Origin of the sequence: Marinobacterium iners (assembly GCF_017310015.1) — a bacterium.
Taxonomy (GTDB): domain Bacteria; phylum Pseudomonadota; class Gammaproteobacteria; order Pseudomonadales; family Balneatricaceae; genus Marinobacterium; species Marinobacterium iners.
In genome coordinates, this window is the sequence record NZ_CP022297.1 from 717,540 (window position 1) to 740,642 (window position 23,103).

20 protein-coding genes are annotated in these 23,103 nt (G+C 56.9%); 19 read left to right on the top strand and 1 reads right to left on the bottom strand.

What is annotated here, in order from left to right:
• Positions 1-36: 36 nt before the first annotated feature.
• The 8 genes from CFI10_RS03520 (at position 37) to CFI10_RS03555 (ending at position 8,055) form a co-directional block, all read left to right on the top strand.
• Positions 37-1,545, top strand: coding sequence for a fumarate hydratase (locus tag CFI10_RS03520; protein ID WP_091821644.1), 1,509 nt, complete (start codon positions 37-39; stop codon positions 1,543-1,545).
• A gap of 180 nt (positions 1,546-1,725) precedes the next feature.
• Positions 1,726-2,493, top strand: coding sequence for a DUF3450 domain-containing protein (locus CFI10_RS03525; protein WP_091821641.1), 768 nt, complete (start codon positions 1,726-1,728; stop codon positions 2,491-2,493).
• The gene (locus tag CFI10_RS03530) at positions 2,490-3,839 is read left to right on the top strand and encodes a MotA/TolQ/ExbB proton channel family protein (protein ID WP_242530093.1); all 1,350 of its coding nucleotides are present in this window, start codon (positions 2,490-2,492) and stop codon (positions 3,837-3,839) included. The genes CFI10_RS03525 and CFI10_RS03530 overlap by 4 nt, the downstream gene beginning before the upstream one ends.
• Positions 3,829-4,326 carry a MotA/TolQ/ExbB proton channel family protein gene (locus tag CFI10_RS03535; RefSeq protein WP_091821637.1) on the top strand — a complete coding sequence of 166 codons (498 nt, stop codon included), beginning with the start codon at positions 3,829-3,831 and terminating at the stop codon, positions 4,324-4,326. The genes CFI10_RS03530 and CFI10_RS03535 overlap by 11 nt, the downstream gene beginning before the upstream one ends.
• Complete coding sequence (locus tag CFI10_RS03540; RefSeq protein ID WP_091821634.1) at positions 4,323-4,736, top strand: ExbD/TolR family protein; 414 nt, start codon at positions 4,323-4,325, stop codon at positions 4,734-4,736. The genes CFI10_RS03535 and CFI10_RS03540 overlap by 4 nt, the downstream gene beginning before the upstream one ends.
• On the top strand, positions 4,736-5,392 hold the full coding sequence (locus CFI10_RS03545; RefSeq protein ID WP_206839414.1) for an energy transducer TonB: 657 nt from the start codon (positions 4,736-4,738) through the stop codon (positions 5,390-5,392). The genes CFI10_RS03540 and CFI10_RS03545 overlap by 1 nt, the downstream gene beginning before the upstream one ends.
• A gap of 4 nt (positions 5,393-5,396) precedes the next feature.
• A complete protein-coding gene (locus CFI10_RS03550) occupies positions 5,397-6,614 on the top strand; it encodes a tetratricopeptide repeat protein (protein ID WP_206839417.1) in 1,218 nt (405 codons plus the stop codon).
• Between the two features lie 61 nt (positions 6,615-6,675).
• On the top strand, positions 6,676-8,055 hold the full coding sequence (locus tag CFI10_RS03555) for a sodium-dependent transporter (RefSeq protein WP_206839419.1): 1,380 nt from the start codon (positions 6,676-6,678) through the stop codon (positions 8,053-8,055).
• Positions 8,056-8,113: 58 nt separating this feature from the next.
• On the opposite strand, the gene CFI10_RS03560 is transcribed toward CFI10_RS03555, so the two are convergent.
• A complete protein-coding gene (locus CFI10_RS03560; RefSeq protein ID WP_242530094.1) occupies positions 8,114-10,393 on the bottom strand; it encodes a TonB-dependent receptor domain-containing protein in 2,280 nt (759 codons plus the stop codon).
• A 291-nt stretch (positions 10,394-10,684) separates the two neighbouring features.
• Here CFI10_RS03560 and CFI10_RS03565 point away from each other — a divergent pair, with 291 nt between their 5' ends.
• From CFI10_RS03565 to CFI10_RS03615, 11 genes are all read left to right on the top strand, one after another.
• The gene (locus CFI10_RS03565; protein ID WP_206839421.1) at positions 10,685-11,344 is read left to right on the top strand and encodes a PepSY-associated TM helix domain-containing protein; all 660 of its coding nucleotides are present in this window, start codon (positions 10,685-10,687) and stop codon (positions 11,342-11,344) included.
• 26 nt (positions 11,345-11,370) lie between these two features.
• The gene (locus tag CFI10_RS03570) at positions 11,371-11,889 is read left to right on the top strand and encodes a DUF2271 domain-containing protein (protein ID WP_091821618.1); all 519 of its coding nucleotides are present in this window, start codon (positions 11,371-11,373) and stop codon (positions 11,887-11,889) included.
• Between the two features lie 61 nt (positions 11,890-11,950).
• A complete protein-coding gene (locus CFI10_RS03575; RefSeq protein WP_091821615.1) occupies positions 11,951-12,760 on the top strand; it encodes a DUF4198 domain-containing protein in 810 nt (269 codons plus the stop codon).
• Positions 12,757-13,374, top strand: coding sequence for a flavodoxin domain-containing protein (locus tag CFI10_RS03580; RefSeq protein ID WP_206839422.1), 618 nt, complete (start codon positions 12,757-12,759; stop codon positions 13,372-13,374). Before CFI10_RS03575 ends, CFI10_RS03580 begins: the two co-directional genes overlap by 4 nt.
• A gap of 38 nt (positions 13,375-13,412) precedes the next feature.
• Positions 13,413-14,138 carry a monofunctional biosynthetic peptidoglycan transglycosylase gene (gene mtgA / locus CFI10_RS03585; protein WP_206839424.1) on the top strand — a complete coding sequence of 242 codons (726 nt, stop codon included), beginning with the start codon at positions 13,413-13,415 and terminating at the stop codon, positions 14,136-14,138.
• 189 nt (positions 14,139-14,327) lie between these two features.
• A complete protein-coding gene (locus CFI10_RS03590) occupies positions 14,328-15,650 on the top strand; it encodes a Na+/H+ antiporter NhaC family protein (RefSeq protein ID WP_206839426.1) in 1,323 nt (440 codons plus the stop codon).
• A gap of 192 nt (positions 15,651-15,842) precedes the next feature.
• On the top strand, positions 15,843-17,186 hold the full coding sequence (locus CFI10_RS03595) for an imelysin family protein (RefSeq protein WP_206839428.1): 1,344 nt from the start codon (positions 15,843-15,845) through the stop codon (positions 17,184-17,186).
• Between the two features lie 95 nt (positions 17,187-17,281).
• On the top strand, positions 17,282-18,688 hold the full coding sequence (locus tag CFI10_RS03600) for a di-heme oxidoreductase family protein (RefSeq protein WP_206839430.1): 1,407 nt from the start codon (positions 17,282-17,284) through the stop codon (positions 18,686-18,688).
• The gene (locus CFI10_RS03605; protein WP_206839433.1) at positions 18,688-19,683 is read left to right on the top strand and encodes an imelysin family protein; all 996 of its coding nucleotides are present in this window, start codon (positions 18,688-18,690) and stop codon (positions 19,681-19,683) included. Before CFI10_RS03600 ends, CFI10_RS03605 begins: the two co-directional genes overlap by 1 nt.
• Positions 19,684-19,685: 2 nt before the next feature.
• Positions 19,686-20,780, top strand: coding sequence for a DUF1513 domain-containing protein (locus CFI10_RS03610; protein ID WP_206839435.1), 1,095 nt, complete (start codon positions 19,686-19,688; stop codon positions 20,778-20,780).
• Between the two features lie 92 nt (positions 20,781-20,872).
• Positions 20,873-23,101 carry a YgiQ family radical SAM protein gene (locus tag CFI10_RS03615; protein ID WP_206839437.1) on the top strand — a complete coding sequence of 743 codons (2,229 nt, stop codon included), beginning with the start codon at positions 20,873-20,875 and terminating at the stop codon, positions 23,099-23,101.
• Positions 23,102-23,103 lie beyond the last annotated feature (2 nt).

Consider the following 23,103-nt stretch of genomic DNA (forward strand, 5'->3'; position numbering starts at 1 on the left):
CAGTGAACCCAAACCAGCCAGATTGGAGAGTCGTCAATGAGCGTTATTCGCCAGGATGATTTCATCAGCAGCATCGCCGATGCGCTGCAGTTCATTTCCTACTACCACCCGATCGATTTTGTGCAGGGTGTGCACGAAGCCTATCTGAAAGAGGAAAACCCGGCGGCAAAAGACGCCATGGCGCAGATCCTGATCAACTCACGCATGTGTGCCGAGGGCCACCGTCCGCTGTGTCAGGACACAGGTATCGTTACCGTATTCCTGAAAGTGGGCATGAACGTTCAGTGGGACGCCAAAATGTCCGTGACCGACATGGTCAACGAAGGCGTACGTCGCGCCTACATGCACCCGGATAACGTGCTGCGCGCCTCTATCCTGGCTGATCCGGCTGGCAAGCGTCAGAACACCAAGGACAACACCCCGGCGGTAATCCACTACGAAATCGTTGAAGGCGACGAAGTGGAAGTACACGTGGCGGCCAAGGGCGGTGGTTCCGAGAACAAGTCCAAGATGGCGATGCTCAACCCATCCGACAGCATCGTGGACTGGATCGTCAAGACTGTACCGACCATGGGTGCCGGCTGGTGTCCGCCGGGTATGCTGGGCATCGGTATTGGCGGTACCGCCGAGAAGGCGGCTGTGATGGCGAAAGAGTCGCTGATGGACCCGATCGATATTCACGAACTGCGCGAGCGTGGCCCGCAGAACCGTATCGAAGAGCTGCGCCTGGAAATCATGGACGCGGTCAACGCCCTGGGCATTGGCGCTCAGGGATTGGGCGGTCTGACCACCATTCTCGACGTCAAGATCATGGATTACCCGACTCACGCGGCGTCTTTGCCAGTGTGCATGATCCCGAACTGTGCCGCTACCCGCCACACCCACTTCACCCTGAACGGCAACGGCCCGGCCGTACTGACGCCGCCTAGCCTGGATGACTGGCCGGAAGTGACCTTCGAAGTCGGCGCCAATACCCGTCGTGTCAATCTGGACGAGATCACCCCGGAAGCGGTGAAAGAGTGGAAAGTCGGTGAGACCATCCTGCTGAACGGCAAGATGCTGACCGGTCGCGACGCCGCGCACAAACGCATGGTTGAAATGTTGAACAACGGCGAAGAGCTGCCGGTGGATCTGAAAGGTCGCTTCATCTACTACGTGGGCCCGGTTGATCCGGTGCGTGATGAAGTGGTCGGCCCGGCTGGCCCGACTACCTCTACCCGTATGGACAAGTTCACCCGTCAGATCCTGGAAAGCACAGGCCTGTTGGGCATGATCGGCAAGTCCGAGCGCGGCCCGATCGCCATCGACGCGATCAAGGACAACCAGGCCGTCTACCTTATGGCAGTTGGTGGTGCAGCTTACCTGGTATCCAAGGCGATTACCCATGCCGATGTGATTGCCTTCCCGGAACTGGGTATGGAAGCGATCTACGAGTTTGAAGTGAAGGATATGCCGGTCACTGTGGCCGTGGATACTTCAGGCGAATCCGTACACACCACCGGTCCGGCCAAGTGGAAGGACATCATCGCCCACAAGGCGGTGTGATGCTGTGGTATAGCAAGAATACGCTGTAACAAAAAACCCGCTTCGGCGGGTTTTTTGTTGTTGGGTCTGACGATTCGACACCAAGGTATCTGAGCTTCAATACCAATTCAGGGTTGCATTTCAAAACAATAGATTAAATAATGCGAATCGTTTTCATTAAAATTACATATTGGGTTAATCATGCAGTCCATACACAGTAAGGCCGCTTTGCTTGCACTAGGCTGCTCAGTGTCGCTGCTGGTCCAGGCAGGACCACTCGATCAGGCGCAGCAGACACTGCAACAGAGTCATCGTGAAGGCGCACAGGTACAGCGTAACATCGATCAGCTGGATCGCCAGACTCGGGAAAACTACGAAGAGTACAGTGCGATCCTGCGTCAGGCCGATCTGGTGGAAGCCTACAACCGGCAGTTGTCACGCATGATTGACGATCAGTCCCGTGAACTTGTCGATATTGAAGAGCAGCTGGTGTCACTGGCTGAAACCGAGCAGGCTACGCTGCCTCTTCTGGTTCGCATGCAGGCCATGCTGGAACAGTTCGTCGCGGCTGACCTGCCGTTCCTGCTTGAAGAGCGCCAGCAACGGACGGAGAGGCTGGCACGTTTGATGGATCGGGCCGATGTCAGTTTGGCGGAGAAATATCGCCAGATTCTTGAAGCCTATCAAATCGAAGCCGAGTATGGCCGTACGCTGGAAGCCTGGACCGGGTCGCTGAGCCAGAATGGGTCGGAGCGAGAGGTAACCTTCCTGCGACTGGGGCGTGTGGGGCTGTACTACCAGACGTTGAATGGTGAAGAGAGTGGTCGCTGGAGCAAAGCCGAAGATGGCTGGGAAGTCATGGATGCATCGCACAACTGGTCGATTCGCAAAGCGATCAGCGTTGCGCGTCAGCAGTCTGTACCTGAGTTGTTGGAACTGCCGCTTGAGCTGACAGGAGGTTCACTGTGAAACAGGTCATGAAGATCGCGCTCGTGGCATGTGCCATCATATTAAGTGTGCCGGCTCAGGCCGATGAATTGCAGAAATTGCTGCAGCAGATTCGTTCAGATGTATCTCGGGATCGCAGTCAGGATGCCGAGCGCTTGCAGGCATTTCAGGGTGATCATAATCGCCAGTTGGCCCTGCTGAATGATGCAAGGAAGCGACTGGCGGCGGCCGAAGCCGAGCAGGAAAGATTGAAGGCCGAATTTCAGGCCAATGAGGATGCGTTAACTGAGCAGGGCGAAGCCCTGCGCATGCGCAGCGGACAGCTGGGTGAGGTGTTTGGTGTGGTCAAGCAGCAGGCACAGGAACTTCAGGGACAGCTGTCTGACTCCTTGATCACGGCAGAATATCCCCAGCGTGATGAGCTATTGGCCTTCGCCGAGCTCAAGCGTATTCCTTTGCTGGCCGAGCTGGAGGGACTCTGGTTCCTGCTGCAGCAGGAAATGACCGCTACGGGAGAAGTTGCCCCCTTCACAGCTTCGGTGGTGAAGCCTGATGGCAGTCGCGCCGAAACAAATGTGTTGAGGATTGGTCCGTTCACGGCCCTGACATCTGAAGGCCACTATCTGAACTATGAAAATGGTGTGTTGCAGCAGTTGCCGGTGCAGCCAGACAGTGGCGTGATCACGCAGGCCCGTGATTTTATGGCTGGGCAGGGCAATGTGGTGGTAGTCGACCCCAGTCGCGGCAATCTGTTGGCGTTGCTGGCACAAACCCCTGATCTGAAGGCGCGCATCGCACAGGGCGGGCTGGTGGGTTACATCATTCTGTCGCTGGGCGGCATTGGTCTGCTGGTTGCGCTTTGGAAACTGATGACCACGATCACAGTCGAGTTGAGTGTACGCAAACAGCTGCGCCAGCCGCAGCAGGCGCATAGCAATAATCCATTGGGCCGAGTGATGCAGGCGGGAGAATCGGGCCGTACGACTGATGAAACCGAATTGAGAGTTGATGAGGCGCTTCTCAAGGAAGCCCCCATTCTTGAGCGTGGCCTGACTCTGCTGAAACTGGTCGCGGCCGTTGCGCCACTGCTGGGCCTGCTGGGCACCGTAACCGGTATGATCGGCACCTTCCAGAGCATCACTCTGTTCGGAACCGGTGATCCCAAACTGATGGCTGGTGGCATTTCCCAGGCGCTGATGACCACAGTGCTGGGGCTGTGTGTGGCGATACCGCTGCTGTTCTGTCATAGCCTGCTGGCTGCACGCAGCCGTCGCCTGCTGCAGCTGCTGCAGCAGAAGGGGCTGGCCTTGCTGGCCACGCAGCGTGCAAATCTCAGTGATGCGGACGAGGCGCGCCATGCTGCCTGATCTGTCCCAGTATCAGGCAGCACTGGAGGGCTTTTTCAAGGCGGGTGGTCCTGTGCTTTGGGCGCTGCTGCTGGTCAGCCTGCTGCTGTGGACGCTTTTACTGGAGCGGCTCTGGTTTCGCTGGATCGATTTCCCGCGCCGTATCCGTGCCTACCGTAAGCAACAGCCCGGCGCACTGCGAGGCCTTGAGCGAGCGGACCTGCTTCTGGATCTTCAGGGGGCATTGCCGTTGATCCGAACCTTGATAGCGCTGTGTCCGCTGATCGGGCTCCTCGGTACCGTGACCGGCATGATCCACCTGTTTGACACCCTGGCCTTGAACGGTACCGGTAATCCGCGTCTTATGGCCGCTGGTGTGGCTCGTGCGACCCTGCCAACGCTGGCAGGCATGGTAATGGCCGTCAGTGGACTGCTGCTGTGGAACCGTCTTGCCCGCTGGAGCCAACTGCAACGTACCCGTCTTGATATCACAGGAGCCAGAGGATGAGGCAACGACTCAATCTGGAAATGTTGGAAAATGATGCCGAAATCGACATGACGCCGATGCTGGATATCGTGTTCATCATGCTGATTTTCTTTATTGTTTCGACCAGTTTTGTACGAGAGGCCGGGGTCGAGATTGAACGTCCGGTGTCGGATACGTCTGAAGTGCAGGAAAGCCAGGGCGTGATGCTGGCAATTACGGCGCAGGATGAAGTCTGGCTGGATCGTCAGCCGGTGGATATCCGTATGATTCGACCCACACTGGAGCGGCTCAAGGTGGAGCAGCCCGATCTGGGTGTGATGATTCAGGCGGACAAGGACGCTAAAACCGGTTTGCTGGTACAGGTCATGGATCAGGTGAAACTGTCCGGTATTGAGCAGGTTGCAGTCGCCACCCGCGAGGGTAAGGGTTGATGCGAGCGCTGTTGTTCCTGCCAGGGGCTGTGCTGGTCAGCCTGTTGCTGTTTATGTTGATGGCGCATCTTGCCGGTATCGGTCGCAGTGAACCACCGGTAATGACGGATCATACAAACATCAACCTTCACCGGCTAAAGCTGGATTCCGAGGTACAACTGCGCCAGCGGGAATCGCTGCCGCCACCCGAGCCCGTGATACAGCAGCCGGAGACACCACAACCGCCCGCCATACAGCAGACGGCGGCGATCAATATGCCAACGGTTGCGCTGGATATGCCAACGCCCAGCCTGGATATGAATATTCGCATCAATGCTGCAGCGAATCTGTCGGCTGCCCAGGCTGTTGCGGCACCGGCGCCTTCGCCGGGTATCAGCATGAACCTCAATGCTACGCCGGTTTCACGAATGAATCCGCAATACCCGCGGCGTGCCTTGACGCGTCGCATAGAAGGGTTCGTTGTCGCCGAATTTACGGTGGATCGCTCCGGGCATGTCGTCGCTGACTCGTTTGAAATAGTCGAGTCTTCACCGCCGGGCATGTTTGACAGTGCCGTTGAGCGCGCGCTATTGCGTTGGCGCTTCAATCCGTTGACTGAAGGGGGGCAGGCCGTGCCGTTCCGAACCCGTCAGCGTCTGGAATTCAAGTTGGAGTAATCGCATGAAGCGCACGATCATCCTGTTGCCGTTACTGTTATTGCTGAGTTTGACCGGTGCTGTCCGGGCCGAAACGGTGAACATATCTCCTTTTGTGCTGCAGCAGCTGAATGCAGCGCAGCAGGCGATGGCACAAGAACAGTTCGCCAAGGCGACCGAGGTGCTGGACAAGCTTGCGCAGCAGGATCTGAGCCCACCAGGCAAAGCCTATATGCATCAGTTTCGCGGTAACCTGGCACTTCAGCAGAAACGTGAGGCCGAAGCGCTGAAGCAGTTTAAGGCCGCCTGGGAGCTGAAGGCACTGACCGAACAGGATCAGCGCCGGTTGCTGCACACGGTGGCTCAATTGCAGTTAACACTGGATCAATGGAAGAAGGGTACCGCGTCTCTGGAGCACTGGATGCAACTGGTGCGTGCGGCCGGGATGGCAGACAGTGAAATTCGTGCCGATGACTATCTATTGCTTGCACAGGGCTATTCGCAACAGGAGCAATGGCAAAAAGTCGTTGATCCCATCAAGACCGCAATCAGAATTAAAGGCCGTGCCCCCGAAGACTGGTATCGTCTGCAGCTGGCGGCACACTTCCAGCTTAAGCAGTGGCAGGGCGCGACAGCTGTATTGGAACTGCTGACTGAACGTTATCCACAGAAGTCTCAGTACTGGGAGCAGCTGGCCAGTGTATATCAGATTCGTGAGCGTCACGCTGATGCGTTGGCAACGCTGCGTGCCGCCTGGATTGGTGGCCATCTGCAGAAAGAACGACAGTATATCTGGCTGGTGCAGTTGATGATGCAGCAGGGTGTCCCTCAACGCGCCGCCGAAGTGTTGCAGCAGTCCCTGCGAGCGGGCACTGTGCGTGATACCCTCAAGCACCAGCGCCTGCTGGCTCAGGCACAGCTGGATGCTAAGCTCTATGAGCAGGGGCGCAAGACCCTGCAGCGCATCGCCGAGCGCAAGCCGGATTATGACACCTGGCGTCAGCTGGCCTACCTGGAGCTGCAGCTCAAGCGCTGGAGTGACATGAAGCGCAGCATTGATAAGGCCGTTGCGCTTAAGCCGGATGCGGCTGAGCTGCTCTTGCTGCGCGGAATCGCCGATATCAACCGCGCTGAATATGAACTGGCGCGTTCCAGCTTTGAACGTGCCAGTGCGTACAATGGTACCCGTGATCAGGCGAAGAGCTGGCTGAATTATCTGGAGCAGGTACAGAGCCGTAGTTAAGCGGCAGAAAACGCATTGCTTTTATGGCAGGATATCCCGCTGATCCAAGCGGAATCCTGTCATGAACAACATATCGAACCCCTCTGCCGGGCGAATGCCCGCACAGCAATGGTCCACCCGTCTTGCCTTCGTGCTGGCCGCTGCCGGTGCAGCGGTCGGGCTGGGCAATATCTGGAAATTTCCCTATATCGCTGGTGAAAATGGCGGCGGTGCCTTTGTGCTGGTCTATCTGGCATGTATCGCTGTATTGGGGCTGCCACTGCTGATGGCCGAAGTACTGATCGGTCGGCGCGGTCAGCAGAATCCGGTCAACTCCATGGCGGCTCTGGCACAGGAGGCAGGTGCCAGCCCACTGTGGAAAAACGTCGGCCGGTTGGGCGTGTTGACCGGCTTTCTGTTGCTCAGCTTCTATGTGGTGGTAGCTGGCTGGGCCCTGGCCTATATCCCTTTGACCGCCAGTGGTGTATTTGCCCAGCTGCAGCCAGCTGAAATCGGGCAGCAATTTGATGCGCATCTGCACAACCCGTGGGTATTGATTGGCTGGGGTACGCTGGTATTGGTGTTGACGCTGGGGATCGTCGGACGGGGTGTGCGCAGTGGTCTGGAAAAGGCTGCTAATCTGTTGATGCCGCTGCTGTTCCTGTTTCTGGTTATCTTGGTGGGCTTTGCCGCCAGCAGTGGTCACTTTGCACAAGCGGCCGCCTTCATGTTCAGCCCCGATTTCAGCAAGCTCAGCGCCTCCGGCATTTTACTGGCGCTGGGGCATGCCTTTTTTACCCTGAGCATCGGCGGTGGTGCGATGATGGTGTACGGCTCCTACCTGCCCAAGTCGGTGTCGATTGTGCGCACCTCCATCCTGATTGCCATACTGGATACAGCGGCTGCGCTGCTGGCGGGCATGGCGATTTTTCCGATTGTATTCGCGCATGGTCTCGAACCGGCAGGTGGTCCTGGGCTGATTTTCGTAACCCTGCCAATCGCTTTTGGTCAGATGCCGTTTGGCACGCTGTTTGGTACCTTGTTCTTCGTCATGCTGTCGGTAGCGGCACTTACCTCGGCATTCTCCTTGATTGAGCCGGCCATTGCCTGGCTGACAGAAAAGCGTGGCATGTCGCGGCTTAAAGCCTGCCTGCTCGGTGGCGGGGGCATCTGGTTGTTGAGCCTGGGTACAGTATTTTCCTTCAATATCGGTGCCGACTGGACCCTGGCCGGAAAGACATTTTTTGAGGCGCTGGATTATCTTACCTCTGGCTGGATGCTGCCACTGGGAGCTTTGTGCATGGCGTTGTTCACAGCCTGGGTTATGAAGCCGGAACATACGGCTGAAGAGTTGGGTGCACGCAAAGGGGTGTTGCGTATCTGGTTGCGGCTCATGCGCTATCTGGTACCGGTGATTATCCTGGTGATCTTTTTGCAGGCAGTGGGCGTCATTGCATTGTAGTTCGGTGCATAAAAAAGGCGCCCACAAGGAGCGCCAAATGAATGAGGGTTGCTTCTGGTCAGAAGCGGTAGTTGGCGGAGAGCCAGAAGTTGCGTGATTTCGCTTTCACGTTGTAGTCGTCGATGTAGTTGGGATCCCAGGTTGCACCGCCATCTTCTGTTGTGAAAATGGTCTGGTAGCTGGTGAAATCTTCATCCAGCAGGTTGTTGATGCGTGCGTTGACCGTGAAGTTTTTCGTCACGTTGTAGCTCGCACCCAGATGAAAGATGGTGTAGTCCTTGTAGAATTCCGGGTAATCCACGTCAGATGACCAGCCGCGTGGCGTACTGGTGAAGCGCTCTGAACGCATTTCAGCGGTAAGGTAGGTGCTGAATTGCGGTGTTGCCTGCCAGTTCAGTGTTGCGTTGGCCATGTGTTTGGCTGTGCCACTCAGAGGCTGACCTTCGTTGGCACCGCTGGTGATGCGCGCATCGGTGTAGGTATAGTTGGCGCGCAGGTATAGTGTGGGGGTCAGCTGATATTTACCCGCCAACTCAATGCCGTCAATTTTGGCACTGTCGATGTTGATCAGCTGACTGAAGGTGTAACCATCGCCCAGCACCCGATTCCATTCCGGTGCCAGGTTGGCACAGTTGCCAGTGTTAGCGGCTGGGTCATCGCAGTGGTAGATACCATCACCACTCTCGATCTTGTCCTTGAACTTGTTCGAGAATATGGTGGCGTTAAAGTTGTGGCCTTCCGGATGTGAGTAGTAGATCGCCAACTCGCTGTTGACGCTCGTTTCAGGCTGCAGGTCCGGCGTACCATGGAAGGGGCGTGTACCCTGACCACCAAAACCGGTGATGCCGTTATACAGATCGCTTGCCTTGGGGGCTTTATAGCCTGTGCTGACGCCGCCTTTCAGAGTCCACTCGGGTGTCAGATTCCAGTTGGCATAGACGCGAGGGCTGATATGACCACCAAAAATATTGTGGTGGTCATAGCGGACACCGCCGGTCAGAGTGAAGGCATCAGTCATCCCCCAGTTGTCTTCGGCAAAAAGTGACCACTGCTTGTGTTCCTGTACGCTGCCATTGGCAAAACCGCTGCCATTCATGCCAAACGTGCCATCTTCCATTTCGGCATCAATGTACTGACCGCCATATACCAGCCAGTGATCACCGATTTGTGAGTCCAGTTTGACATCCAGAGTGGTCTGGCGGGTTTCCAGTGCTCGTTTGGGGCGAGGCAGCAATGCCGCTTCTATCTCGGCATCCGTCGCACCGTCAGCCACCATCTGGTCATATTGCAGTCTTTCTGTTGCTGTCAGTGGCAGAGTGCGACCATCATTGCTGGTGGCAACATGGTGCAAGGTGATATCTGAGTGGCCAAAGGCCCAGTCACCCTCATGGCGTACGGAAAACTGATCACGGCTGAACTGCTGCTCCAGGGCGTAACCTGCACGCGGCAAACGGTTAACGCTGTCAGTGGTGCCAAGAGGGTTTGCACCATCGGATGGTTTGTTGTCGTAGGTTTGCTCGGATGTCTCGTAATCAAAGCTCAGATTCTGATTATCCGCCGGCTTGAAATCCAGCCGGATACCAAGGTTATGATTTTCATTCTCGGTGGTTTTGCCGCCAGCGCCATAGCCCAGCTCACGCGGTACCGGGTTACCGTTCGGGTCAACAATCTCAGCAAAATTGGGCTCTGAAGCATCACGCTCATACAGGCTGCCGCGAATGCCGATATTGAGAGTGTCCTGAATCAATGGGCCACTTACGGCGAAATCGGTTGTGGTGTCATTGCCGAAGTCGTCGTTGGTCTGATGGGTACGGCTGTGTGAAACCGAACCGTGCCACTCGGTACTGTTGCGTTTGGTGATGATGTTGATGACGCCACCCAGTGCGTCGGCTCCATACAAAGTTGAGGCCGGGCCACGGATGATTTCGATGCGCTCGATCATCTCCTTGGGCGGGATGTGGTTGAACTGGTTGCCGCCAAAGTTGTTCGGATAGATGTCACCCACGTTGTTCTGACGCTTGCCGTCGATCAGGATCAGAGTGTAATCAGCCCCCATGCCACGAATACTGATGCCACCCTGGCCGGTTTTGTCAGTAGTTTCACCCACATCGATACCCTCTACTTCACGCACTGCATCCAGCAGAGTGATATAGGGTTTTTTGTCCAGCTCTTCACGGGTGATTACGGTGATGGATGCAGGTGCATCTGTGAGTTTCTGCTCGATACCAGCGGCACTGATCACCATGGTATCCAGCTTGACGGCTTCTTCCGCATGGATGGATGCAGAGATGGCGGCACTCAAGGCGATTGCAGCAGTGCGGTAATGTGACTTCCTCACGTCTCTATCCTTTTCTCATTTCTAATTGGTTTTATATACAGCGAACCTGACACGGGTGTTCAAGTGGGAGGGAATCTAGCAACCAAAAATAAAAACGTCAATAAAAAGAATCATTATCATTTAGATTAAATTTGTTTTGTTCCCGCGGTTTCCCCAATAACGCAGTGGCAGGATACAAAACTTTACACTGATAATCATTATCATTCGTTGATGGTGATTGAGAATTGTTATAGTCTTTTGCGCTCTGCCGGTGATGGGGTCGTGGTAATGAATGGGGCAACACAAAGCGTGATGAGTGTTGATCAAACTGAAATGGAGCGTGTCTCTGAAGGCGCGCAAGGGAATGCTCAAGCTCGCAGCCGCTGGCTGCGCCGTTTGATGACTTGGCACTGGATCAGCTCGGCGCTGGCGCTTTTTGGCATGCTGCTGTTTGCGTTCACTGGTATCACCCTCAATCATGCCGGGCAGATTCCGGCGACGCCGGTGGTTGAGACCGTTGAGGCCCGGCTCCCGCCCGAACTGATTGAGTCTCTGTCATCGCGGACTGACGCTTCTCCGGCAAATCTGCCCGGTGACCTGCGTCGCTGGCTGGGGAAGGAGGGCATAGGTTTGGGTAACGCCCAGCCTGAATGGTCCGACTATGAACTTTACGTATCGCTGCCGCGTCCCGGCGGTGATGCATGGCTTAGTGTGGATTTCGAATCCGGCGAGCTGCTGTATGAATCCACCGATCGTGGCTGGATCTCCTATCTGAATGACCTGCACAAGGGGCGTAATACCGGCACCGCCTGGAGCTGGTTCATCGACCTCTTCGCCGTACTGTGCATCGTGTTCTGCCTGACGGGGCTTGGGGTTCTCTATTTACATGCGCGGGAGCGGATCAGTGTCTGGCCGATTACGGGGCTGGGTGTCATGGTGCCGCTGCTGCTTGCCATATTGCTGGTGCATTGACTGTGCATCTTGATCGAGGAGCGTTTATGCAATGGAAAACAACGGCAGCGGCTGCGCTGCTGGCTGTGGGCAGTTCAACCGCCATGGCCGCTGAATTGAAACTGGATGTGGAGATACCGGCGCTGCAGGTGGCGGAATACCACCGGCCCTATGTAGCGATCTGGATCGAAACCGACAAGGGGCGGCATCAGACCGATTTGGCGGTCTGGTACGACCTGGAGCTGAAAGACAACGAAGGCACCAAATGGCTCAAGGACTTGCGCCAGTGGTGGCGTCGCAGCGGCCGTCAGCTGGAGTTTCCGGTGGATGGCCTTTCGGGCGCAACCCGCCCGGTGGGCACCCACTCGCTGACCTTTGGTGATGAGCATGCAGGGCTGGTGGCCATGAAGCCAGGTGACTATCAGCTGGTGGTGGAAGCGGCCCGTGAAGTGGGTGGCCGTGAGCTGCTCAAGCTCCCGTTCACCTGGCCGGTTGCGGCCGCCAGCGAGCAGACTCAGAACGGCGAACATGAGTTGGGTCGTGTAACCCTCTCACTCAAGCCCTGATAGCAGCGGTTTTGAGTGATTGCGCTCGTGTAACCGTCCCCATTCAAACAAGGAGAATACAATGAATCTGAAACAACTGGCTGCCTGTTCACTGCTGGCCCTGGGCATGGGCGCTTCCATCGAAGCTCAGGCGCATCGTGCCTGGATGCTGCCCTCCGCGACCGTCCTGTCTGGCGAAAACGCCTGGGTCACCGTAGACGGCGCCATCTCCAACAATCTGTTCTATTTTGAACACCACCCTCTGCAGCTGAACAATCTGGAGATTCTGTCGCCGAGTGGTAAATTGGTTGAAGCGCAGAATCAGGCTACTGGGAAATACCGTTCGGTATTTGATGTGGAGTTGGCAGAAGAGGGTACTTACACTCTGCAAAACCGCAACCAGGGCGTGTTTGGTCGTTACAAACTGGAAGGTGAGATGAAACGCTGGCGTGGCAGTGTAGACGAAATCAGCCAGATTCCGGCTGAAGCGGAAGATCTGCGCCTGAGTGAAATCGATAGTCGCATGCAGGTGTTTGTCACCAAGGGCGCCCCGACCGATGCCAACTTCAAAACCAGCGGTCAGGGCATCGAGTTGGTGCCGGTAACCCATCCGAATGATCTGTTTACTGGCGAACCGGTGGAGTTTCGCTTTTTGCTCGATGGTGAGCCGGCGGCTGATCTCGAAGTCACCCTGATCCGTCACGGCATCCGTTATCGTGATCAGGTTGAAGAGATCATTGTGAAATCCGATGCCAAGGGTCAGGTCAATCTGGAATTCAGCGAGCCGGGCATGTACTGGCTGGAAGTTGAGGCAGAGCGGGACAGCAAGCTGCTTGAAGGCGCCAAGCGTCGTCTGAGCTACAGCGCTACTCTGGAGGTGCTGCCGCTTTGAGGCATGCAGGCAAACTGATTCTTGCACTGCTGGCGCTGACCACGGCGCTGGTCTGGCAGATGGAGGACCTTGGCTCGGGCCGGCAGTGGCTGGCAACGCTGGTGCTGTCGGCCTACGCCCTGCTGTTGTGGTGGGCAAAGGTGCGCAGGCAGCGGCAGCAACCGGCTGTCAGTGGTGAAGCGGACTACCTGATCGCCTATGCCACTGAAACCGGCACCGCCCGCCAGCTGGCACAGCAGATGCGCAAGCGACTGGGCAAACAGGGCTGCACTGCAGCCCTGACCGAGCTCAACCGGTTGGCGGATCAGTCGCTGCCCGCCAAGGCGCTGCTGCTGGTCGCCAGTACCACTGGCCAGGGTGATGCCCCGCGCACAGGGGATCGCTGGCCAACCAACGATGACCTCAAGCGCTATGTGGACCTGCCCTTTGCCGTGCTGGCGCTGGGGGATCGCAGTTATCCACAGTTCTGTGCCTTCGGTCTGTCGGTTGCCGGTCAACTGCAGCAGGCGGGTGCCAAACCGCTATTCGCGCCGGTGCAGGTCAGTCAGGCTGACCCGGCCATGGTCAACTACTGGTATCAGTGTCTGCAGAAGGCGGCTGACATTCCGGTCTGATTTTGCTGCAATAGACGCATTATCAGACAGGACTTCATGTGGCCGCTTCCAACCCTTCATTTTTATCCCGTTATCTGCTTCGTCCCCTGTGGCGAGTGCTTTGGCGTGCCCTGCTGGTATGGTTGATTGTAACCGCGGTTGTGACAGTGGCGCTGCGTTATGTGGACCCGCCGTTCTGGTCCTGGATGATCTGGCGTGGTATCACCACACCTGAAGGCTACCCCGATCGCTACAGCCACCAATGGATGGACCTGGATGCCATACCGTTGCACATGCAGCTGGCGGTGGTGGCGGCCGAGGATCAGCGTTTTCCCCTGCATGGGGGGGTGGATTTCAAGGAGCTGGAGCAGGCAATACGCGATGCGATGGCGGGCGATACTCTGCGCGGGGCCAGCACTCTGACTCAGCAAACCGCCAAGAACCTGTTTCTTTGGCCGGGGCGTGACTGGACCCGCAAGGGGCTTGAGTTGCCGCTGGCACTGCTGCTGGAGCAGATATGGGGCAAGCGTCGTACGCTGGAGGTCTATCTCAATATTGTCGAGTTCGCGCCCGGTGTGTACGGGGTCGGAGCGGCCAGTGAGTACTGGTTTGACAAGCCGGTACAGCGGCTGAGCCGAAATGAGGCTGCACGGCTGGCGGCGATACTGCCCAACCCCTGGGTCTATTCGGCTCAGCCGCCTTCGCGTCATGTGCGCCAGCGTACTGACTGGGTATTGCGTCAGATGCAGCAACTGGGGCCAGACTGGATCGTCAATATCGAGTGATGGTTATAAGCTGTTCAGTTTTTATGCTTGTTGTGACAGAATTGCGCGTTTCCACGCACGCAACTGCAGGCTCCATGAACCGTCGGCAGTGATCCCGTGTACTTCCTCTTTCCGCTTTCGTGTCGGTGTACCAGACTGAACGGAAGAACGTTGCGGCTGATCGCCGTAACCCAGAACGGATGATGACCGATGATTCGACAATCGCCTTTGGCTCTGTTGCCGCTGGGCCTGTTCCTTGCGCTGTTTATTGGCAGTGGTCTCTACTACCAGTCTGCCGGTGTTGATTTCGCCTTCTACCAGATCTCGGCTCCCGTAGCGATTCTGCCTGCCATTGTCCTGGCGCTGATCCTGCAAAAGGGAAGGCTGAATGAGCGTATCGAGACGTTTATCAGCGGTGTGGGAGAGCACACGATCATTACGATGGCACTGATCTTTCTGCTCGCGGGTGCCTTTGCCAGTGTGGCCAAGGCAGTGGGTGGTGTGGATGCCACCGTTAATTTTGGCCTGAGTATCATCCCGCCCCAGTTTGTACTGCCCGGGCTGTTCGTCATTACCGCCTTTATCGCCACATCCATGGGAACGTCTATGGGTACGATTGCCGCAGTCGCTCCCATTGCGGTGGGTGTTGCGGAAGCGACTGACCTGTCATTGCTGCTGGCGATCGGTACCGTAGTCGGAGGGGCCATGTTTGGCGATAACCTGTCGATCATCTCCGATACCACCATCGCCGCGACCCGTACTCAAGGCTGTGAAATGAAGGACAAGTTTCGACTCAACTTCAAAATTGCCTTGCCGGCAGCATTGCTGACACTGGTCTGGCTCTATATTCAGGGCAGCAGTGCCCGGGTGGAGGCGCCGGGTGAGTATGAGCTGCTGCGCGTGTTGCCCTATCTGGCCGTACTGGTGCTGGCACTGTCAGGGTTGAATGTCATGGTTGTACTGTTTGTGGGGATTCTGCTGGCGGGCGGCGTGGGGCTGTTTGCGATGGATGGATACTCAATCGCACAGTGGTCCAAGGATATCTATGCGGGCTATACCGGCATGCAGGAAATTCTGATCCTGTCGCTCTTGATTGGTGGTTTGGGGGCTCTGATGAAGTCTCAGGGAGGACTGATCTGGCTCTCCAGCATGATTGACAGGCTGTCGCGCCAGAGCAGCGATCCCAAAAAACATCGCCGCTCAGGTGAGGTCAGCATCAGTGCCGCCGTGGCGCTGACTAACATCTGTACTGCCAATAATACGGTCTCGATTATCATCTCTGGTGGCCTGGCCCGGGACATTGCCGAGCGCTACGGTGTTGACCCGCGTCGCAGTGCCAGTTTGATGGATATTTTCTCCTGTGTCGTTCAGGGCATGCTGCCATATGGTGCTCAGGTGCTGCTGGCTGGATCGATAGCTGGACTGTCGCCGCTCTTGCTTGCGGGCAACATTCATTACTGTTGGGTGTTGGCAGGCGCTGGACTGGTATCGATTATGCTTGGCAAGCCAGGTGTCCCTGCCTCACGGCACTGAGTGGATTCGCTCTCGCAGCTGAAGCGCGGCGCTTTCGCTCCTGATGAGAAGGCGCTGGCTCTATTCTCTATGAAATTTTCATGAAGCGCTTTGTGGTCTTACTGCAACCTCTTGTGCTCAGGATCAATAAATCAGACAATAGTTAATAGTAATCTATCTCATTATCAATATTGATCAGAGGGAGCTTGTCTTATGTCATCGCGCTTTACCTGGAAACCCCTTGCGCTGGTCATATCCGCATCTGTTGTGTTGACGGCCTGTAACCAATCGGAAGCTGAGCAGGTATCAGTGAATACCCAACCCGCACAGGCGGTTGAGCAGTCTGTTGCGAGCCAACAAGCAGTCACGCCACGACAGGTGGCAGTGCATTATGCGGATCTGGCCCATGCCACTTATAAAGATTCATTGGTCACGGTACAGGCGCTGAAACAGGCAATTGCAGAACTGTTGGCATCACCGACCGAAGCCAATCTTCAGTCAGCTCGTGAAGCATGGTTGAAAGCACGAGTGGCCTATCAGCAGTCTGAGGTATTTCGCTTCGGCAATGCCGTTGTCGATGACTGGGAAGGCCAGCTCAACGCCTGGCCGCTGGATGAGGGCATGATCGATTACGTCAAAGAGGCTGACTACCAGTATGAACTGGGCAACGAAGGTGCTCTGGCCAACATCATTGCCAGCGAAAGCCTCCAGGTTGGCGGTGAAACCATCGATGTCAGTGAAATCACGCCTCAGTTGCTGGCGGATCTGAACGAGATCGGCGGTTCAGAGGCAAATGTGGCCAGCGGCTATCACGCCATCGAGTTTCTGCTGTGGGGTCAGGATTTGAACGGCTTTGCCGTAGGCGCCGGTGAGCGCTCCGCCAGTGACTTTGCGCAGGGCGAAAATTGCACCAATGGCAATTGTGACCGCCGTGGCCAGTACTTGACGGCTGCATCCGAGCTGTTGGTTCAGGACTTGGAGTGGATGGTTGCACAGTGGGCACCGGGTGCGCAGGATAACTATCGTGCCGAATTGCTGGCCGCTGATACATCAGAAGTTGTACGGCGCATGCTGTTCGGCATGGGATCTCTGTCGCTGGGTGAGCTGGCTGGCGAGCGCATGAAAGTGGCGCTTGAAGCCAACTCCTATGAAGATGAGCACGACTGCTTCAGTGACAACACGCACAACTCTCATTACTACAACGCCAAAGGTATCCAGAACGTCTACCTGGGGCGCTATGTCAGTACCAGTGGCGAAGAGCTGAATGGCCCGTCCCTGTCTGATCTGGTTGCGGCTCAGGATGCTGAACTTGATGCGCGTGTGAAGTCTGACCTGGCTTCCAGCATGCAGGCGCTTGAAGTCATGGTTGCCGCTGCCGAGAGCAGTGAAGCGCCGATGCCGTTTGACATGATGATTGCTCCTGGCAACGCAAAGGGCGCTGAGATCATCAATGCGGCGATCATGGCGCTGGTTAAACAGACCGGCAGCATTGAGCAGGTAGCTGGAAAACTGGGGATCACCTCGCTGGAGCCTGATACCGCCGGTCACAGCTTCTGAGAACTCAGGCCATGGCATCTGCCATGGCTTTCAAATGCAATAACCTTCGTTTGACCGGGCAAGGATGCTCGGCTGACCACCGTGAGAAGACAACAATGAACATGTTACGCAGCGGACTGTTGGCCCTGATGCTGCCGCTGGCCTCGTCCAGCCTGGCTCAGACGGACTATCCGATACAAACCAATCCGAAAAGTGGTGGCGAGGGCAGTGTGGCCCAATCTGACCACAACGCCTATTCATTGCCGCAGGCCAACCTGGCCATGAGCGAAAGGCTGAATTTCAGCGTTGGTAACAGTTTTTTTCGCAACCCCTGGGTGATCGCGCCGGCCAGCACGGATGCCCGTGATGGCCTTGGTCCTCTGTTCAACACCAACTCCTGCCAGGGCTGTCATATCAAGGATGGCCGTGGCCACCCGCATGAGCCGGGTGAGCCGCCCGTTTCCATATTCCTGCGCCTGGCGGTGCTGGGCGACCCGGATGAGAATGCCGAAGCCATCCGCCAACACGGCTTCATTCCCGCGCCGGTATACGGTACTCAGCTGCAAACTGCCGCCATTCCGGGTATGGAGCCCGAAGCCGATCTGTTGCTGGAATGGAAAGAGCGAGAAGAAAAACTGGCTGACGGTACGGTTGTGAAACTGCGTGAGCCCGTTTTTACCATTGAGAACCCCCGCTACGGCCCACTGCCGGAAGGCTTGTTGACTTCACCCCGTGTTGCTCCTCCCATGATTGGTCTGGGGTTGCTTGAGGCTATTCCTGAAGAAGATATCCTGGCGGCAGAGGATCCGGATGACCGGGATGGAAACGGTATTTCCGGTCGTGCCAACCGTGTCTGGGACAAGGCGACCAAGACCAGCGGCGTCTTGGGGCGTTTTGGTCTGAAGGCGGCCGAGCCCAATGTGATGCAGCAAAGCATGGGTGCGTTTGCCGGCGATATGGGGCTGACATCGACACTGGCACCTCATACTGATTGTACGCCTGAGCAGGGCTGTGAGCGTTTTCCGAATGGTGGCGATATCGAAGTCAGCGACAAGATCGCCAACTTTGTCGGTTTCTACGCCTCCAGTCTGGCAGTACCGGAGCGTCGTGACATGGATGACATGGATGTGCAGAAGGGAGCAAAGTTGTTTAATGAAGCGGGCTGTGCAGCCTGTCATACACCGCGGTATGTAACGGGTCAGGTCAATGGTCGACCGGATCTGAGTGGGCAGGAAATATGGCCCTACACCGACCTTCTGCTGCACGATATGGGACCGGGGCTGGCTGACAATCGTCCCGAGTTTCTGGCCAATGGTCAGGAGTGGCGCACTGCACCGCTTTGGGGTGTAGGGCTTGCACAGTTGATCAACCCGCGAGCCGGTTTCCTGCACGACAGTCGTGCTCGGACTCTGGAGGAGGCCATTTTGTGGCACGGAGGTGAGGCGCAGGCGGCAAAAGAGGTATATCGGGCACTAGACGCGCAACAGCGCGCGACACTGATCAGGTTTCTGGAGTCTCTGTAATGAAAAAACTGGCATGTATGGTTGTTGCCGCAGTATTACCGCTTGCCGCGCATGCGCAAACGCCTCTGCAGAGCTGGCACGCAGACCTGTCACAGGGATATGCCCGGCTGGCCGCTACATCAGGTCATCTCTCCGAAGCACTGAATCAGTATTGTGCGATGCCTGATGCAGCGGGACAGTCGGCTGTTCGAGAGCAGTGGATAAAGGCATTCATGGCCTGGCAGGCCGTTCGTTTTGTCGAGTTTGGACCGATCGAGCAGGACAGTATGGGCTGGCAGATGCAGTTCTGGCCGGACAAGAAAAATCTGATTGCCCGTAAGAGTCAGATGCTGCTGCGCAGCGAAACACCGGTCACGGCCGAGACGCTGGCGAACGAAGGGGTGGCCGTAAAAGGATTCCCGGCGCTGGAATATCTGTTGTTTGAGCATGAAGCCAAAAGCGGCCCGGGCAGTGCCTGTCCTTTATCATCTGTTATTGGTAATCAGCTTGAAGCCAATGCTGAAACACTGGCGCAAAACTGGCAGCAGTTTCAGCCTCACTTTGAGTCCCGTGACACGTACACCGCTGATATGGTGAAATCGGCGATCCACGCCACGGAAATTACTCGTGACAAGCGCCTTGGAGAGCCCATGGGGTTGCATGGCAGCAATCGGCGGTTGCACTTTTTGGCCGATGCCTGGCGCAGTGAGCAGTCACTGGCGACTATTCAGGCCTCACTGGAAGGGCTGAACGACTACTTCATGCCCGGGCTTGAGCAGGTCTTGAAAGGTTCGGCACCGGAGTTGCTGCAGGAAACCCGTGAACGGTTGACCACGGCACTGGAAAAAGCCCGTGCGTTGCCACCTGGCATGAAAGCGTTGCTGAACAACGATGAGGGCTATGCACAATTGCAGTCCCTGTTCATCAGCATCGATGCATTGGCGATCCATCTCAATGATCGCGTTGCGGTAGAGCTGGGCATTGTGAAGGGCTTTAACTCCAGTGACGGTGACTGACCATGCTCAAGCGTCGTGACTTTATGCTGGGCATGGCTTCAGCAGCTGCCTTGGCATCCCTGTCCCCCGGGTTGCTGGCGCAAACCCGCGAGGGGTGCTTCATCAGTGCAGCCAATACGGCGACGGGTGATCATCGTGTGCTGATTGCAGATGTACAGGGGAAGGTGGTGCACAGCCTCGAGGTGGCCGAGCGTTGCCATGCGGGCTGTCTGCGACCGGCGTCTGATGAGGTGGCCTTTTTCTCGCGCAGACCCGGCCGGCAGCTCAATATTATCGATGCGAAGCAGGGCCGGCTGGTTCAGGTAGTAACCTCTGAACCGGGTGAGCACTTCTATGGTCACGGGGCATTTTCGCCCGAAGGCGACCTGCTCTATGCAACGGCGCACCGCTATGAGGAAAGCGAAGGGGTACTCAACGTATACGCGGCTGACCAGTCTTACCGCCTGATAGGTCAGATCCAGCTTGGCGTAATGGACCCGCACGAGGTGCGGTTGCATCCCAATGGGCGCGATCTGGTGGTTGCCGCGGGTGGTATTCAGACCCATCCCGACTACGGCCGGATTAAGCTCAATCTTGATCGGATGCAGCCGGCCCTGCTGGTCGTGGATCGTCTCACGGGCAAGGTGACTCAACGGCATCAACCGTCTCACCACCAGCTCAGCATGCATCATCTGGATATCAGCCCCGAGGGGATTGTAGTGGCGGGCTATCAGTTTGAGGGGGCTGAGTGGAAGCGGCCCAACCTGATTGCCTGGCTCGATGTCGAGAAGCAGCGATTTGAAGAGATCCGTTTGCCGGATGCCGATCAACAGGTGCTGCGCAATTACATCGCCAGTGTGGCGATGGATGCAGTGACTGGAGTGGTTGCCGTTACGGCTCCTCGCGGCAACCGTGTAGTTCTGTTGGACTATCGCCGACGTCGCTATCTGCACAGCATTGAGTTGGACGATGTATCGGGCGTTTTGCCTCTGCCCGAAGGCGGTTTCATCTGCACATCGGGAATGGGGGGCGTCTATCGCCTGACACCTGGCAGCCAAGAGTTGCAGCAAGTCAGATCTGACAGCATCCGTTGGGACAATCATCTGACACAGGTGTGAATCTGTCGATTTGACGGGGGGCGGAGATCGGCACTGATCAAAAAGTGCGCTATACTCGCGCCCCCTGATTCATCCTTAGCGCAGAGTCGTCCATGTCCGCTGTCACCCCGATCTACGAATATTCCAAATACTGGGCCGAGTGCTTTGGTCCGGCGCCGTTTCTGCCCATGTCCCGTGAAGAGATGGATCAGCTTGGCTGGGACAGCTGCGACATCATCATCGTCACCGGTGATGCCTATGTGGATCACCCGTCGTTTGGCATGGCGATCATCGGTCGTCTACTGGAGGCTCAGGGGTTCCGGGTGGGGATCATTGCCCAGCCCGACTGGCACTCTGCCGATGCATTCAAGGCACTGGGCAAGCCTAACCTGTTCTTCGGTGTCGCAGCCGGCAACATGGACTCGATGATCAACCGCTATACCGCTGATCGCAAGATTCGCTCCGATGACGCCTATACGCCGGGCGGCAAGGCGGGCAAGCGGCCGGATCGCGCCAGTCTTGTTTACAGTCAGCGCTGCCGCGAGGCGTACAAGGAGGTGCCGATCATTCTTGGTGGCATTGAAGGTTCGCTGCGCCGTATCGCTCATTACGACTACTGGCAGGACAAGGTACGACGCTCCATCCTGCTTGATGCCCGTGCCGATCTGCTGCTGTACGGCAATGCCGAACGCGCTGTGGTGGAGGTTGCCCACCGCATCGCCCGGGGTGAGCCGGTGAGCGATATCACCGATGTGCGCGGCACCGCCTTTGTGCGCAAGGATACGCCCGAGGGCTGGATGGAGATCGACTCCACCCGCATCGACCGCCCCGGCAAGATCGACAAAATCATCAATCCCTATGTGAATACCCGGGACCTTGAGGCCTGCCAGCTGGAGAATGGCCGAGAGGGGGGCGAGACTGCTGAGATGGACGGCGAGGACGAAGTACAGATCCTGCATATCGAGCCGCGGGTGAAGTTGGACCGCAGTCAGACCGTAATCCGAATTCCGTCGTTTGAAAAGGTGCGCAACGACCCGGTACTCTACGCACACGCCAACCGGGTACTGCACCTGGAAACCAACCCCGGTAACGCCCGTGCGTTGGTGCAGCTGCATGGTGATCAGGAGGTGTGGCTCAACCCACCGCCGATCCCGCTGACCACTGCGGAGATGGATCATGTATTCGGCCTGCCGTATCAGCGCGTGCCGCACCCGGTCTATGGCAAGGCGGAGATCCCGGCCTACAAGATGATCCGCTTTTCGGTCAACATCATGCGCGGTTGCTTTGGTGGCTGCACCTTCTGCTCGATCACCGAGCATGAGGGACGCATCATTCAGAACCGCTCCCATGAGTCGATCCTGCAGGAGATCGAAGAGATTCGTGACAAGGTGCCGGGTTTTACCGGTGTGATCTCCGACTTGGGCGGCCCCACGGCCAACATGTATCGACTGGCCTGCAAAAGCCCCGAGATCGAGGCCGCCTGCCGCAAACCGTCCTGTGTGTTTCCGGGCATCTGTCAAAACCTGAATACCGACCACAGCTCACTGACGCAGCTATACCGCAAGGCACGTGATCTCAAGGGGGTGAACAAGATCCTGATCGCCTCCGGCCTGCGTTACGATCTGGCGGTGGAGGATCCCGAGTACGTGCGTGAATTGGTCACCCACCATGTGGGCGGCTACCTGAAAATCGCGCCAGAGCACACCGAACGCGGCGTGCTCGACAAGATGATGAAGCCGGGCATCGGTACCTACGATGCGTTCAAGCGCATGTTCGAGAAATTCTCGAAAGAGGCGGGTAAGGACCAGTATTTGATTCCGTACTTCATCGCGGCGCATCCCGGCACCAGCGACGAGGATATGATGAACCTGGCGCTCTGGCTCAAACGTAGTGGTTTCAAGGCGGATCAGGTACAGGCGTTCTATCCTTCACCGATGGCCACCGCCACGGCGATGTATCACACTGGCCGCAACCCGCTTCGCAAGCTGACCTACAAGAAGAGCGGCGAAAAGGTCGAAACCGTAAAAGGGGAGCGTCAGCGCCGCTTGCACAAGGCGTTTCTGCGCTGGCACGACCCGGACAACTGGCCGCTGCTGCGTGAGGCACTGACGGCGATGGGTCGTGCCGACCTGATTGGTGATGGCGAGAAGCAACTGATCCCGGCCGAGCAGCCCGAAGATGCCCGCCATGTCAGCCCAAGGCGCAAGAACTCGCCTGCATCAAACCGTGCCGGCAAGGGCAAGCTGCTGACTCAGCATACCGGTTTGCCGCCGCGTGCAGGCAATACCCCCAACAGGAGCGGTCGCAAGAAACCTCCCGCGGGGCGCAGGCGGCAGGGGTAGGC

Excerpts from the sequence above, each read along its gene's own strand:
- CFI10_RS03570 (WP_091821618.1), top strand. The coding sequence starts at position 11,371 with ATGCAATGGAAAACAACGGCAGCGGCTGCGCTGCTGGCTGTGGGCAGT.
- CFI10_RS03590 (WP_206839426.1), top strand. The coding sequence starts at position 14,328 with ATGATTCGACAATCGCCTTTGGCTCTGTTGCCGCTGGGCCTGTTCCTT.
- CFI10_RS03550 (WP_206839417.1), top strand. The coding sequence starts at position 5,397 with ATGAAGCGCACGATCATCCTGTTGCCGTTACTGTTATTGCTGAGTTTG.
- CFI10_RS03610 (WP_206839435.1), top strand. The coding sequence starts at position 19,686 with ATGCTCAAGCGTCGTGACTTTATGCTGGGCATGGCTTCAGCAGCTGCC.
- CFI10_RS03615 (WP_206839437.1), top strand. The coding sequence starts at position 20,873 with ATGTCCGCTGTCACCCCGATCTACGAATATTCCAAATACTGGGCCGAG.
- CFI10_RS03605 (WP_206839433.1), top strand. The coding sequence starts at position 18,688 with ATGAAAAAACTGGCATGTATGGTTGTTGCCGCAGTATTACCGCTTGCC.
- CFI10_RS03555 (WP_206839419.1), top strand. The coding sequence starts at position 6,676 with ATGAACAACATATCGAACCCCTCTGCCGGGCGAATGCCCGCACAGCAA.
- CFI10_RS03535 (WP_091821637.1), top strand. The coding sequence starts at position 3,829 with ATGCTGCCTGATCTGTCCCAGTATCAGGCAGCACTGGAGGGCTTTTTC.
- CFI10_RS03600 (WP_206839430.1), top strand. The coding sequence starts at position 17,282 with ATGAACATGTTACGCAGCGGACTGTTGGCCCTGATGCTGCCGCTGGCC.
- CFI10_RS03540 (WP_091821634.1), top strand. The coding sequence starts at position 4,323 with ATGAGGCAACGACTCAATCTGGAAATGTTGGAAAATGATGCCGAAATC.
- CFI10_RS03520 (WP_091821644.1), top strand. The coding sequence starts at position 37 with ATGAGCGTTATTCGCCAGGATGATTTCATCAGCAGCATCGCCGATGCG.
- CFI10_RS03525 (WP_091821641.1), top strand. The coding sequence starts at position 1,726 with ATGCAGTCCATACACAGTAAGGCCGCTTTGCTTGCACTAGGCTGCTCA.
- CFI10_RS03595 (WP_206839428.1), top strand. The coding sequence starts at position 15,843 with ATGTCATCGCGCTTTACCTGGAAACCCCTTGCGCTGGTCATATCCGCA.
- CFI10_RS03545 (WP_206839414.1), top strand. The coding sequence starts at position 4,736 with ATGCGAGCGCTGTTGTTCCTGCCAGGGGCTGTGCTGGTCAGCCTGTTG.
- CFI10_RS03575 (WP_091821615.1), top strand. The coding sequence starts at position 11,951 with ATGAATCTGAAACAACTGGCTGCCTGTTCACTGCTGGCCCTGGGCATG.
- CFI10_RS03565 (WP_206839421.1), top strand. The coding sequence starts at position 10,685 with ATGAGTGTTGATCAAACTGAAATGGAGCGTGTCTCTGAAGGCGCGCAA.